The sequence below is a fragment of the Pseudoalteromonas amylolytica genome, from assembly GCF_001854605.1.
Taxonomy (GTDB): Bacteria; Pseudomonadota; Gammaproteobacteria; order Enterobacterales; family Alteromonadaceae; genus Pseudoalteromonas; species Pseudoalteromonas amylolytica.
In genome coordinates this window covers 361446-375062 of record NZ_MKJU01000025.1, presented here as the reverse complement: position 1 = coordinate 375062, position 13617 = coordinate 361446, and the positions used below count along the sequence as shown (strand labels likewise).

The 13617-nt window shown below is 42.9% G+C and carries 14 protein-coding genes; 3 read left to right on the top strand and 11 right to left on the bottom strand.

All coding sequences use genetic code 11. The features are described 5' to 3' along the window. Window positions 1-30 precede the first annotated feature (30 nt). A complete protein-coding gene (locus BET10_RS08190; protein ID WP_070984825.1) occupies window positions 31-516 on the bottom strand; it encodes an HvfA family oxazolone/thioamide-modified RiPP metallophore in 486 nt (161 codons plus the stop codon). A 154-nt stretch (window positions 517-670) separates the two neighbouring features. On the opposite strand from BET10_RS08190, the gene BET10_RS08185 reads away from it, so the two are divergent. Further along, a complete protein-coding gene (locus BET10_RS08185) occupies window positions 671-1663 on the top strand; it encodes a tRNA-dihydrouridine synthase (protein WP_070984823.1) in 993 nt (330 codons plus the stop codon). A 29-nt stretch (window positions 1664-1692) separates the two neighbouring features. After that, complete coding sequence (locus BET10_RS08180) at window positions 1693-2052, top strand: TraR/DksA family transcriptional regulator (protein ID WP_070984821.1); 360 nt, start codon at window positions 1693-1695, stop codon at window positions 2050-2052. Here BET10_RS08180 and BET10_RS08175 read toward each other — a convergent pair. The 10 genes from BET10_RS08175 to BET10_RS08130 all read right to left on the bottom strand — a co-directional run bounded on the left by BET10_RS08175 (window position 2049) and on the right by BET10_RS08130 (window position 12100). Continuing rightward, window positions 2049-3047: a hypothetical protein gene (locus tag BET10_RS08175; protein WP_083330472.1), complete on the bottom strand. Its 999-nt coding sequence runs from the start codon at window positions 3045-3047 to the stop codon at window positions 2049-2051. The two genes, BET10_RS08180 and BET10_RS08175, sit on opposite strands and share 4 nt — an antisense overlap. A 60-nt stretch (window positions 3048-3107) precedes the next feature. Then, on the bottom strand, window positions 3108-4367 hold the full coding sequence (locus BET10_RS08170) for a tetratricopeptide repeat protein (protein WP_070984819.1): 1260 nt from the start codon (window positions 4365-4367) through the stop codon (window positions 3108-3110). Between the two features lie 11 nt (window positions 4368-4378). After that, window positions 4379-4993 carry an energy transducer TonB gene (locus BET10_RS08165; protein WP_070984817.1) on the bottom strand — a complete coding sequence of 205 codons (615 nt, stop codon included), beginning with the start codon at window positions 4991-4993 and terminating at the stop codon, window positions 4379-4381. After that, complete coding sequence (locus BET10_RS08160) at window positions 4993-5397, bottom strand: ExbD/TolR family protein (protein WP_070984814.1); 405 nt, start codon at window positions 5395-5397, stop codon at window positions 4993-4995. Before BET10_RS08160 ends, BET10_RS08165 begins: the two co-directional genes overlap by 1 nt. A 14-nt stretch (window positions 5398-5411) precedes the next feature. Continuing rightward, window positions 5412-5936 (bottom strand): MotA/TolQ/ExbB proton channel family protein, encoded by a 525-nt coding sequence (locus BET10_RS08155; RefSeq protein WP_070984812.1) that lies wholly within the window; start codon window positions 5934-5936, stop codon window positions 5412-5414. Further along, complete coding sequence (locus BET10_RS08150; RefSeq protein ID WP_070984810.1) at window positions 5936-7300, bottom strand: MotA/TolQ/ExbB proton channel family protein; 1365 nt, start codon at window positions 7298-7300, stop codon at window positions 5936-5938. The genes BET10_RS08155 and BET10_RS08150 overlap by 1 nt, the downstream gene beginning before the upstream one ends. Window positions 7301-7306: 6 nt before the next feature. Next, a complete protein-coding gene (locus tag BET10_RS08145; RefSeq protein WP_070984809.1) occupies window positions 7307-8077 on the bottom strand; it encodes a DUF3450 domain-containing protein in 771 nt (256 codons plus the stop codon). A gap of 413 nt (window positions 8078-8490) precedes the next feature. Beyond that, window positions 8491-9129: a CatA-like O-acetyltransferase gene (locus tag BET10_RS08140; protein ID WP_070984806.1), complete on the bottom strand. Its 639-nt coding sequence runs from the start codon at window positions 9127-9129 to the stop codon at window positions 8491-8493. A gap of 73 nt (window positions 9130-9202) precedes the next feature. Next, the gene (locus tag BET10_RS08135) at window positions 9203-10243 is read right to left on the bottom strand and encodes a Leu/Phe/Val dehydrogenase (protein WP_070984804.1); all 1041 of its coding nucleotides are present in this window, start codon (window positions 10241-10243) and stop codon (window positions 9203-9205) included. Window positions 10244-10573: 330 nt separating this feature from the next. After that, window positions 10574-12100, bottom strand: a complete 1527-nt coding sequence (locus tag BET10_RS08130; protein ID WP_070984802.1) for a fumarate hydratase — start codon at window positions 12098-12100, stop codon at window positions 10574-10576. Window positions 12101-12256: 156 nt separating this feature from the next. Between BET10_RS08130 and pabB the strand changes: the two genes are divergently transcribed. Next, a complete protein-coding gene (gene pabB / locus BET10_RS08125; RefSeq protein ID WP_070984800.1) occupies window positions 12257-13606 on the top strand; it encodes an aminodeoxychorismate synthase component I in 1350 nt (449 codons plus the stop codon). The last annotated feature ends 11 nt before the right edge of the window (window positions 13607-13617 follow it).

Here is a 13617-nt window from a genome sequence, read left to right as displayed (position 1 = left end):
GTTGCTCTGCATTGTGCAATTAATCAGTGATTAGCGTGAACCGCATTTACCTTCGCCACACTTACCTTCTTTTTTGCCTTTGTGCTCGCCGCCACATTTGCCTTCGCCGCACTTACCTTCTTTTTTGCCTTTGTGCTCACCACCACATTTGCCTTCGCCGCACTTACCTTCTTTTTTGCCTTTGTGCTCGCCACCACATTTGCCTTCGCCGCACTTACCTTCTTTCTTACCTTTGTGCTCGCCGCCACATTTGCCTTCGCCGCACTTACCTTCTTTTTTGCCTTTGTGCTCGCCGCCACATTTGCCTTCGCCGCACTTACCTTCTTTCTTACCTTTGTGTTCACCACCGCACTTGCCTTCGCCACATTTACCTTCAGAACCGTCCAACTGATAACCAGCTGTCATAGTTTCAAAAGCGAAAGGGTTTGCTTGCACGTCAGTTGCAGTTAAACCAGCTGTACCAACAACAACAGCACCAAGTGTTAAAGCTATAGAGTTTTTCTTTATTGTGTTCATAACGGTTTCTCTTTTAGGAATAAACGATTCTTTCTACAAGACCATAGATGAACTAAAAATATTTCATCAAAAAGCGAAAAAAAGCAAATTTACACTTAGCAAATCTTTACTGCTCGTTTAAAATGGCCGCCTTTTTAGCCAAGCACTGAGTAGTATGAAACTAGTATTAGCCCCAATGGAAGGCGTTGTAGACTTCAAAATGCGCCAATTACTTACGGATATTGGTGGCTTTGACCTGTGTGTTACAGAGTTTATTCGAGTTGTTGATTTAACTCTGCCACGACGTGTTTTTACCCGCTATTGCCCTGAGTTACTCAATAAAGGTAGAACCCGCTCCGGTACACCTGTGCGCATACAATTACTTGGACAAGTACCTCATGTGTTAGCAGCAAATGCGCGAAAAGCGGTCATGCTTGGGTCGCACGGTGTCGATCTTAACTTTGGCTGTCCTGCAAAAACGGTGAATAAAAGCAAGGGCGGAGCCGTATTGCTCAAAGAGCCCGAGCAAATCTACCAAATTATTAAGGCCGTTAGAGAGGCGGTGCCTGCTGAGCATGTTGTTAGCGCGAAGATTCGTCTTGGCTTTGATGACGATAGCAATAGCACTGAAATAGTAGACGCCGTACAAAGTGCAGGTGCTTCAAGTCTTGCCATTCATGCACGAACAAAAAGAGATGGCTATAAGCCACCTGCATATTGGGAAAAAATCCCACCGCTGCTATCGCGGTTATCGATTCCCGTTGTTGCAAATGGCGAAATATGGCAGGTAGAAGATGCCTTGTTATGCCAGCAAAGGAGTGGCTGTAACGATTTAATGCTAGGGCGAGGGGCGTTAGCGATGCCCGATTTAGCAGCAAAAATAAAAGCCAAAGTATATAACCGTTCCCACCAAACATTGAGCTGGGAGAATGTGATATACCATATCCTTCACTCTTCTATGCACCAAGACCCTAATGTGAGCGAAAAGTACTTTTCGGCCAGAACCAAACAGTGGTTAGGTTATTTAAAGCGTCAGTACCCGCAAGCTCATGGTCTATTTGATGAAATAAAAACCCTTAAGCATAAAGATGATGTGGTTTTAGTGCTTGAGAAATATGCAAAGTGTCCGTCACTTGATTCAAATCATATTAGTCTGCTACAAAGCTGATGATAATAGACGCTCACAGGAGGGCGACTATGAATTCAGACACAACAAGACACTTTCAAGATCAGTTGCAGAGCGAATTAACTGCGGTTAGAAAAGCTTTGCTGGAGGAGTTGAAACAATCTAGCCAAAAATTTGCTAACGAGCTTGCTAAGTCGTTAGAGCAAAGCTCACCTTCTGAGTGGCTGGATATTGCAGCCACCCAGCTCAACCCACAGCAATACCCGAATTTCCAGAGATTGTTAAAACTTGAAGCGGCATTGTGCCAAATCGACATAGGTCAATTTGGCTACTGCTGTGATTGCGAAACTCAGCTTAACATGGCTGAGTTAAAAGCCGATCCGACCATTCAACGATGTAATAGTTGCTGCCAAAAACGCCATACTAGTTAAAGACTCGCGAGAAACACCAGTACGCTAGCCGGATGCAGCACAACATTTCCCACAAGACTTAGAGCTTGCTGATCGGTCAGCTCTATTCGTGCCTGTAGGGTTACTTTTGCTTGTTTATATGACCACCCTTGGTAGTGGACACCTAAATCAACTTCCATGAGTGCCAGCAAGGCGTGTTGGTCATGTAAGGACAATTTAGGCTGACAGGATGAAAGAGTTTCTGGCAAATTAACATAGCCGTCTAGCCAGTTCAGTCCTCTTTGTGGCGAACAAAGCCTCTTTATCAGGCTAAGTGCCACGGACTCGCTCTCATCAAACGATAAAACATTTGCTGACGTGCCACCTCCTGTGACGAGCCTTTGCTGCAACTTGGTAAGTAGTTTATTTGGTGCGATTGGCTTTCCATAGTAGAAATTAAGCTTACTTTGGTACCATTCCTTGCCGTTTGGTAACTGATATAAACCAATGCCACTTCGTGGTTTGTAATCATCTAGATAGTTGAGCAGCACTTGACCCTCTGGCTGGCCTGCTAAATAGCCTTTTAATCGATTAAGTTCAATTCGAGACAGATGGATGTTGCTGTCTTTGGCGCTCTCAAGTTTCTCGACTACCAGTTGCATCCACTGGCTTATACTTGCCGAGTCGACACCCTGTTGTTTGGCATTGCTAATTACGTTTACCTGTGCAGGCCATGGCAGGTAACGCTCAGGATAGCGCTCTTGAATCTTTAAATAGTTTAACTCTTGAAGCTGAGCTGATGTGAGCCCTGTTTCATCAAGCTGTTGATAAGCCGAATGCCTAAGCTTTAGGTAGGCCTCAGAAAAAGGAAAAATATGGTTGTTTACTGACAGCCCAGAGGGAAGTAAAAGGCTGTTAAGCACGCGTAACTCTTGCTGTGCTGCGTGGTAGTCCAAATGAGGTTTACGCTGTTCACAACCCGCTAAATAAATGACTATGGCCACGCTTGCCAGCAGTCGCAAGAAATTTGAAATCATATTGAATATATAACTTAGGTAATATCAGATAATAAAAAAGCCCCTTTCGGGGCTTCTTTGTTAGATCTTAACGCCGTTGCGTTGTGCTTTGTCTTTAATAAACGTCGCCCAACCTCTTGCAAACTTGCGTGTTCTAGGATCTTCTTGTGCTTTTACGATGGCTTGGTATGCCTGCTTATACTTTGCTTGATATAAGTAAGCCTCAGCTAAGTCAGAGTATGTACTCCCTTCCTTATCTGTGCCAAGCTCGAGTGCTTTATTCAAACGCTCAACCGCTGCACTAAACTTCTGCTCGGTTAACAGTAAGCTACCCGCCTTTCTATAAAGTTCAGCATCATCATCAAACTTCGCTGCTTCTTCATAGTACTTCGCCGCATCAATTAAGTTTTTGGCTTGGTGGTGGTAACTCGCTATCGCAGATACATTGCGCTTATTACGTTCAACTTTTCCTTCCTTAACCGCTCTTTCAAACACTTTAGCGGCCTTGTTAGGAATTTCATTCAACGAATAATAGCTGCTTAAAATCTTATAGTGATTCTCTTTATCAAAGTAGCCTTTGTTATATGCCACTTCCATCACAGTTTGACCTTTTGAATATTCTTCAACCTGCATGTAGAAAGAACCCAGTTGTGTCCACATTTTCGGATCTTCTGGGAATAGTTTCACTAATGTTTCAGCAACTTTTACCGCATCTTTGTATCGCTTCAACTCAAAGAATGCACCAATCTTAAACATATAATACTGCTTGTTTGGTTCCTCTGACAACGCGATGGCTTTATCCGCAGGTTCCAAAGTTTTGCTATATTGCTTAAGTTGGAAGTGACCCTGAGCGATTCGCGCATACACTTTTGGATCTTCTTCACCTGTGAAGTCCATCCAAGCTCTGTATGTCTTGATTCCCTCATTAAAGTTTTCAGTTCCCATATAAAGGTCACCTAATAACTTATATAAGTCTGCTTGATCTTTAAAGTTGAGCGCATCTGGAGCGAGCGCTAGGCGAATATATTTAATCGCTTCGTCATACTGCTCTTTTTGCGCATACATGTTACCTAAGTAGCGGTTAACCGTTGCTTTGTCAAAATCATCAGACGGCTCAAGCTCTCTCAACAAAGCAATTGCTTCGTCAATCTTCTCTTCATTGTATAGGTCAAAAGCTTTAACTACTTTTTTACCTGTACGCTCGCCCATGATTTTGGTTTTAGCGTTTTTACGTTCCTCAATCTTTGCATAATCAGGTGCTGCTACAGCTGCTGTGCTGTAAACAGTTCCTGATAAAGACATAAGTAGCGCAAGAGCTGTAGCTTTCTTGAATTGCGTCATTTCTTGCCTCCTTAACCTTGATTGAGTTTAAAGTCTAGCTGAACTGTAATGCCCGGTTGCTTCTGAGGTTTCCCATCAACAATCTTTGGACGGTATTTCCACTTACGTAATGCACGAATTGCTTCACGGTTAAAAATACGCTTTGGTTCAGCATCAATAACTTCTACATCTTCAACACCACCTAGCTCGTTGATAGTAAATGAAAGTTGTACCCAACCTTCTTTACCGTCACGTGCCGCTTGAACCGGATACTTTGGTTCAATACGTACGATAGGTGTTGCGTCGCCGTCGCGACCGAATTCACCAGGGCCACTCAACCCGCCTGATGTTCCCCCTAAGTCGATGCTTGGCATATTAAAACCAATTGCACCAGCTGCAGGGTTAGCAGTTTCTGGTTGAGGCGGCTGCGGTTTAGGCGGCTGCTTCGGTGGAGGTGGCGGCGGAGGCGGAACACGCTTCCGCTCCTGCACCTCAGATTCAGGTGGATTCGTCAAAATTTCGACCACTATCTGTTCTTTTTTCTCATCAGCCCTATCAGCTCCACCGGAGATCAGGTATGACATGAAAAAGAATAAGCCGAAAGTAACTGCCCCACCTGCAATCAGTGAAAACAGAAAACGAATCATTACTTAGCTCCAGCTATTGAAATCTTCAGGCCGTCATCAGTCGCCTTGATTTGGTCCATTACTTTTACAACCACACCGTGCTTAGCGCCCTTATCCGCTTGGATAATAACAGTCTCAGTCGGTTGTTCAGCTAGGATACTCTCAAGGTTTGCACTAACACGTTCAACATCTACCTGACGCTTGTCCATCCAAATCTCACCATTCTCACGAATAGCAATAAAGATGTTAGCGTTTTTAGTTTGTTGAGCTTGCGCAGCCTTTGGCTTCTTAACTTCAATACCAGCTTCTTTTACGAAAGAAGTGGTAACGATGAAGAAGATCAGCATGATGAATACGATGTCAAGCATCGGCGTCATATCTACTGCTGCTTCTTCCTCTTCACGAAAACGTTGTTTACGTGCCATATTTATATCTCTCTCTAGTGATGTGGCAAGCTGTCAATCAGCTGTTCTTTAGCCATTTTCGCTCTAGCTTCCAAACGAGTGCTGAAGAATACACCTGACAGTGCCGCAACCATTCCTGCCATTGTTGGTACCGTCGCCATTGAGATGCCTGAAGCCATCAAACGTGCATTACCAGTACCCTGTGTAGCCATGGTTTCGAATACCGAAATCATACCTGTTACTGTACCTAGTAAGCCGATTAATGGACACATTGCAACCAATGTTTTGATAATCAACATACGCTCATCTAATTTCTCAGACGCTTCAGAAATCCATGCATCGCGGATTCTGTGTGCGTACCAAGACGTGGTGTCTTGGCGGGCGTCCCACTTAGCTACGATATCCGCTTTCATTTTTGGATATTCAGCTAGTAGGAACCAATAGCGCTCAATCATTAAAACCCACATAATAAAGAGTGCTATCGCGACCACGTATAAAACCTGGCCGCCTGTGCCAACAAAATCCCTGATAGATTCCCAGGTCTCCATCAGGACTAGCATTAGGCTTTCTCCTTCTCCGCGTGTGCAGCAACGATGCCTGCACTTTGCTCGTCAAGGATATGTAGAACTGCTTTACTACGACCTGAAACGATAGCGTGTAATAGGATTAGAGGTAGAGCAGCTATCAGACCTAGTGCTGTTGTTACAAGCGCTAGAGAGATGTTACCTGCCATGATCCTAGGATCACCAGTACCAAATAGTGTGATTGATTCGAAGGTTAAGATCATACCAACAACCGTACCTAGTAGACCTAGTAGCGGTGCAATAGCAGCTAAGATCTTGATGATGTTGATACCAGCTTCAATGCGCGGCGTTTCACGTAGAATCGCTTCGTCTAATTTAAGCTCAAGGTTCTCAACGTCTTGGTTCTTGTTGTCATGGTAAACTTTCAAGATACGACCAAGCGGGTTGTTTGTGTTAGGTGTGTTGATATTTTTGATTTGTGCTTTGATTTTCGCACCAACCATCATTAGGTCTAGGAAGCGAATTAGCGCAAGTAGTGCACCAACTGCTAACAATGCCGTGATGATGTAACCAACTGTGTCACCTTGGTGCCAACGCTCTTCAACGGTTGCACGCTTCGTGTTTAGAAGCAAGATTGAACCACGAGTTGGGTCAACGTAAAACTTAGTGTAAGTACCTGCAGAAGTGCTAAGTAGCGAATCAACAGTGTCTAACACATAGCCATCTGGTTGCTTACCTAATGGCGTGATCGCTTTGTTAGCCGCGTCATAAAGTACATAACCGTCTTTAGTAACTAGGTTAAAGTTACCAACACGAGTTACCTGCTTAACGTTGATTTCACCGCTAAGTTCAGCAACTTGAGCTTCAAAAGTAGATACTTTTGCAGACTCAGTCATTTCAGTTTGGAAAGCAATCCAAAGCTCTTCTAGTTCACGAGTAGTTGGTAGTTCTTTTGCAGCTGCAAGAGAACGAAGAACCTCAGCGCGCCCTGGTTTTTCAGCAGATACTAGTGATGCTTCAATTGAACCGATAGCTTCTGAAGCTGAACGACGAACAACACCGAACATCTCACCTAGAGTACCCGTTGCGTTTGCTAGCTCAACTTCTTTTTCAGCAAGCGTGATTTCGTTTTGCTTGAACTCTTTGTTCAAACGCTCACCACGTGCTTTTTCAGCAGCTAAGTCGCTTTTCGCTTTGTTAAGAAGCGATTGTTGGTTTGCGCGAGAAGATAAGAACTCTTGCTCACGTTGCTTGTTGATTTTACCTTCAGAAATACGGTTTTGTTTTACTTCTTGTAGGATTTTATCAAGAGCTTCTGTATTTGCGTGTGCATTTAGCGCGGCACCTGCAGAAACAGATAGTGCAGCGGCTACTGCAAAGCCTTTAAATAGTTTCTTCATTTTCACTTACTCCGCGCCAAAGATTGGTAATGCAACTAGATCTGGGGCAGCCTGACCACGTGCGATACGGATCATGTCTTTTACTGGCTTAAGGTATTCTTCACCTAGCTCATCCCACTGTTTAGCAGTATTGTTCCAAACCCATGCGTGCTTTAAGTCAAAAGACTGAGCTACATAAGCTACGCGGCCAAGGCGTGCAAAATCAACGTTGATGTTTTTGCCGTTGATTTCAAGTGAACCTTGAGAAGCAGCCATTACTGAACTGTAATCAGTTTCAATAGTGTAAGCTTCTAGCACTTGACGGAATTTTTCTGAAGTAGTTACTTTAGAATTTGAAAGTAAGTCACGTAGTTTCTCAACGCGACCCATACGTGTTTCAGTATCAAACGGAACGTCCGCTTTGATGAATTGCTCAAGCGTATCGATCATGCGATACATCAAAGGCACAACGTCCTGTTTTGTCTTTTCAATTGTTCCGATCTGACGATCAAAAGATTCGATGCCAGCTCTTTGGTCTGCGACCAAACGGGCAACGTGGTCGTTATAAACTTTTAGCAGTTCAGTTTCGTCAACAACACTGCGGTATTCGCCGATCATTTCTTGCGTTTGACCGAAGATTTTGTCGATCTTTTCTTGAGACTTTTTAGCAGCCATTTGAGTTTGTTGACCTACTTTTTGTACGTCGTTCAAAGGATCTGCAATCACATTGCTGCTTGCAAATGCTGTTGCGCCAAGAAGCGCAGTAGCTACAAGACTCTTTCTGATTTTAACAGACATAGTTCCCAACCAATTAAGTAATGTTACTTTTATAATTTTATCACCCCCTATTAGGGAGCAACCCTGATATCTTTTAACAGATATCAACTGTCCAATAATGCTAAATGCAAGTCGCCGTGTCAACTTCACTCGCAAAACAAATTTTCCAGTTTTAAAAAAATAAACTCGATATAAAACAAAAAATTAACATGGTATTTTTTGACCCCCTCCTATAGCCGTTGATAATAAAGCAGTTACATCACAATGTTTACATTTGATTACAACTAAGCTTTGCTTTGTGATCTCTTCTTTAATTTTGCGATAATCCGTTATAAACCTTTGAATAATATAAACAATAAAGTTTATAACCAAAAAATAATTGCCATTTTTGCATCATTTTAAGATTTTTCGCTAATTGTCTACATTTCAACCGCTTATTTAACCACCTCGGAAATAACTTTATTAAGTGTAGTCAAAAATTGTGCAACGTGAACACCATCTAACAACGCGTGATGCACTTCTATATTCAATGGCATGAGACCTGACTCAATTTGATACTGACCAAAAACAAACTTTGGGATCCCAACACAAGTCCCCAGGCTTGTTGCAGCATGACTGAAGCTGCTAAAATTAAACCAAGGTAAGATAGACACATGAATTTGCGCTGCACTGGTTTCACGCAACTTAAACTGTTCATCAAGTAAGGTTTTGTTTAGATATATCGCCTTTTGTTTTGCTGTATGCGCTGCAAACTCAGTGATATTTTGTTGCAACGACAAAGGGATAAAACGAAATGTATCATCTTCTTTTAAAAAAACAGTACTCGCCATTAATTCATCGACTTCAACAGGAAGGCCATCAACTATTCTATGGCGCATCGGAGTGTAGCTATTTACTGCTTTGAGCAAACAGTAGAGATAGCAATCGGTAAACGAATATTGCTGTTGTTTGGCGTATCGATATAACAACGATAAATCAAGGTTGGTAGTAATGTTGAAGTGAGGCTTATCAAAGCCTTTAAAAAAATGATAATGCTCGGCGCGTGGCCAAGTGTCTAAATTAATCTTTTTCATATACAGCACACATAAAAAAAGGATATGCAGAGCATACCCTTTTCAATCGTTTGGTTCGAATAAATTTAAAAAATTACAAACCTTGAGCGATGATCTCTTGAGCCAGTTCATCTGCAATGATGTGCGTTGACTTTTGTTCGCTCTCAGAACGCGCAAAAATTTCCGTCAAGGTATCATAAATACCTTCCACATGTTTTGTGGCTTGTTCTTTATTATAACCCTCAGGTTTTGTCTCATAATATACGTTGATGATACCACCTGCATTTATCACATAGTCAGGCGCATACAGGACACCCTTTTCACGTAATATTTCACCGTGACGTGATTCAGCTAACTGATTGTTAGCGCAACCTGCGATAACCGTCGCTTTAAGGCGTGGAATAGTATTATCGTTTAGCGTCGCCCCTAAGGCGCAAGGAGCATAAACGTCAACATCCAAGTCATAAATCTCATCAATACCAACAGCGGTCGCACCAAACTCAGATACAACTCTATCTATTGAGGCTTGATTGATATCAGTTACAAACAATTGCGCACCAGCTTCATGTAGATGTTTACATAAACCATACGCAACGGCACCTAACCCTTGAACCGCTACTTTTACGCCAGCTAAGTCCTGATGGCCATGCTTATGTTGGTAAGCTGCTTTAATTCCTAAGAACGTACCTAGTGCAGTAAAAGGTGATGGGTTGCCACTTTTGCCCTCTAGGCCAAGTACGTAATTGGTTTCTTTATGCATCATCATTACATCACCTGTGGTGATGTTCACATCTTCAGCGGAGTAGTAGCTTCCACCCAAACGCTCCAAATGCTTACCAAAAGCTCTGAACAAAGCTTCAGATTTAATTTCTTTTGCATCACCGATGATCACTGATTTACCACCGCCGAATGGCAAACGTGCCACTGCATTTTTATAGGTCATCCCCTTAGATAAACGCAGTACATCGTAAACTGCATCTTCATCTTTTGCGTAATCCCATAAACGGCAACCACCTACTGCAGGGCCTAACTTAGTGCTATGTACTGCGATGATGGCGCGTAAGCCCGATGCTTCATCGGCACAAAATACCACTTGTTCATGATTATCAAATTCAACTTGGTTAAATACAGCCACTTTTAGTTCTCCGATAATGTCTCACCTTGAAGGTGTTGATAGCGCTGAAATTGGCAAAACTCTAACACTAACTTAGCGCACACGCCAGAAAATGAGATGATCATCCTACTAATTACAATTAGTTTGAATAATATAGTTAAATGTACTTACAAAATGAAATATACAACCCTTTAACATGGCCATTATGGGATTAATTTAGCTAATAAATTTTAATATATCGCAAGGGATGTTTACGTAAACGTAAAGGGCAAGTCGAATGTACAGTTATAGTTACAAAAAAGCCGTGTGATTGCATATCACACGGCTCTATCTGTTCAATGCGTGCTGAAATTACTTCAGTTTGCTATCTAGCTCTTCAATCTTTGCTTTCCAGATTGCCGGCCCTTGTTCATGGGCATTAGCACCTGTGCTATCAACCGCTACAGTCACTGGCATGTCTTCAACTTCAAACTCATAAATCGCTTCCATACCCAAGTCTTCAAACGCAACAACGCGCGCCTTCTTAATCGCTTTTGCAACCAAGTATGCAGCACCGCCCACCGCCATTAGGTAAATAGATTTGTTGTTTTTGATTGATTCAACCGTCGCTGGACCACGCTCAGCTTTACCAATCATGCCAACAATGCCTGTGTTCTCTAGCATCATATCAGTAAACTTATCCATACGAGTTGCCGTTGTCGGACCAGCAGGACCTACCGCTTCATTACCAACAGCATCAACAGGGCCTACGTAATAGATAAATTTATTCTCAAAGTCGACACCTTCTGGCAAGCCTTCACCTGAGCTGATCATGTCTTGTAAACGCTTATGCGCAGCATCACGACCCGTTAGAATTTTACCTGACAATAAAACAGTCTCACCCATTTTCCAATCTTGGGTATCTGCTTTAGTTAATGTATCTAAATTCACACGGCGAGTATCTTCGCCCACTTCCCAGGTCACTTCAGGCCAATCTTCCAGTTTAGGCGCTTTTAGATCAGCAGGGCCTGAACCATCCAGAGTGAAATGCACGTGACGTGTTGCCGCACAGTTTGGGATCATGACCACAGGTTTTGATGCCGCGTGAGTCGGTGCTGTCTTAATTTTTACATCGACTACAGTAGTTAAACCGCCCAAGCCCTGAGCACCAATACCCAACTTATTGGCACGCTCAAAAATTTCTAAACGCAGTTTTTCTTCAGCTGTTTCAGCACCACGTTCCATGAGCTCGTGGATATCCACAGGATCCATCAAAGACTCTTTTGCTAGTACAGCCGCTTTTTCTGCTGTACCACCGATACCTATGCCCAACATACCTGGTGGACACCAACCCGCTCCCATTAATGGGAGGGTTTTTTCTACCCATGCAGCAACATCGTCAGACGGGTTTAGCATTACCATTTTTGTTTTGTTTTCAGAGCCGCCACCTTTTGCGGCTATCATTACTTCAACTTCAGCACCTGGCACCATGTCAATGTGTACTACCGAAGGCGTGTTGTCTTTAGTATTTTTTCGGCTTCCTGCAGGGTCAGCAACAATCGATGCTCGTAGCGGGTTATCTGGGTTCAAATACGCACGACGGGTACCTTCATCTACCATCTGTTGAACGGTTAGATCTGTCTTATCCCACTTAACATCCATACCCACTTTTACGAAGCAAGTCACAATGCCGGTGTCTTGACAAAGCGGGCGCTTACCTTCAGCTGACATGCGTGAGTTAATTAGAATTTGTGCAATGGCATCTTTGGCCGCTTTGCTTTGCTCTTTGTGATAGGCTTTTTCTAAAGCTTGTACAAAGTCTAAAGGGTGATAAAAAGAGATATATTGCAAAGCATCTTCAATACTGTCGATGAAGTCTTGCTGACGGATCATACTCATGACGGTTCCTTAGTTTGTGTTATTAAACGCCTCGGTCAATAACTTAATACATCTAAACATAGTGAACTTTTATGTGAGTCACTAAGCCACTATAGAAAAATAGATAAGTATGATAACCTCCCCGCCCGTTTCGGGCTAGTTTTCAGGTTCAAGTAAATGCTAAATGACCAAATCAATTGTAAAAAGTTAACCCTCAATCTTTCAACTGACGTCGTTTTTGAGCACTTTGCACACCTCCCTCATGCAATATTACTTGATTCCAGTAACGCCAAGCACGTGAATAGTCGCTTTGATATCATCAGTATCAACCCCAAACATCTGTTAGAAGCAAAAGATGGTCACATCTATCTTGATGGTTTACAGCAGCAACATACCTGCTTTGCCATTATGAAAGACAAGCTTAAAGAGTTGAGTGACCAAAAAGCGCCTTTTGATTTACCCTTTAGCGGTGGCTGGCTGGGCTATTTCGGCTATGACCTTGGCCGCTATATTGAACAACTTCCCATTCACGCGACCAAAGACATTTCACTGCCTGATATGAGCATTGGCTTGTATTTAGATGCCCTGATTTTTGATAACCATAATCATCAGTGGTATTACATCTCGCAGCCCAGTTTAGATAGAGTGAGCGACTACCTTGATATGCTTGCTGCTAAATCTCCTACATATCGGACATTTAAACTCTCTTCCAAGTGGCAATCAAATATGACACAGGCACAATACAACACGCAATTTGAAAAGATTCATCAATATTTGCTCAGTGGTGACTGTTATCAAATTAATCTAGCTCAAAGATTTAGCGCCGAGTTTAGCGGCGAACCTTGGCTTGCGTATAAAAAGCTGCGTGCGCACAATAAAGCCCCTTTTTCTGCGTACATGAATACCAGTGCGGGCGCTATTTTATCTGTGTCTCCAGAGCGGTTCTTACTGGTCAACGACAAGCAAGTTGAAACCAAACCAATCAAAGGCACCTTACCACGTCTGGCTGACCCTATTGAGGACAAGCAACAAGCTGAACGCCTAGCCAGCAGCAGTAAAGACCGTGCCGAAAATGTCATGATTGTGGACTTATTGCGCAACGATTTAGGTAAAGTTGCCAAGCCCGGAACTGTTCAGGTCCCCAGCTTATTTGCCATAGAAAGCTTTCCTGCGGTACACCATTTAGTAAGTACAGTAACCTGTGAATTAGCAGAAGAACACTGTGCTGTTGACCAACTTGAAGCCGCTTTTCCGGGAGGCTCTATCACCGGCGCGCCCAAAATACGTGCAATGCAGATCATTGAAGAACTGGAACCTCATAGACGCAGTGTGTATTGTGGTTCAATAGGATATGTAAGCGCTTGCGGTAGAATGGATACATCAATCACAATTCGCACACTGGTATGTTGTGATGAGAAAATTCACTGTTGGGCTGGCGGCGGTATTGTTGCTGACTCACAAGCTGAACTTGAGTATCAGGAAACCTATCATAAAGTGAATAAGATCTTACCCATTTTAGATAATTGAGAGCACAGCTT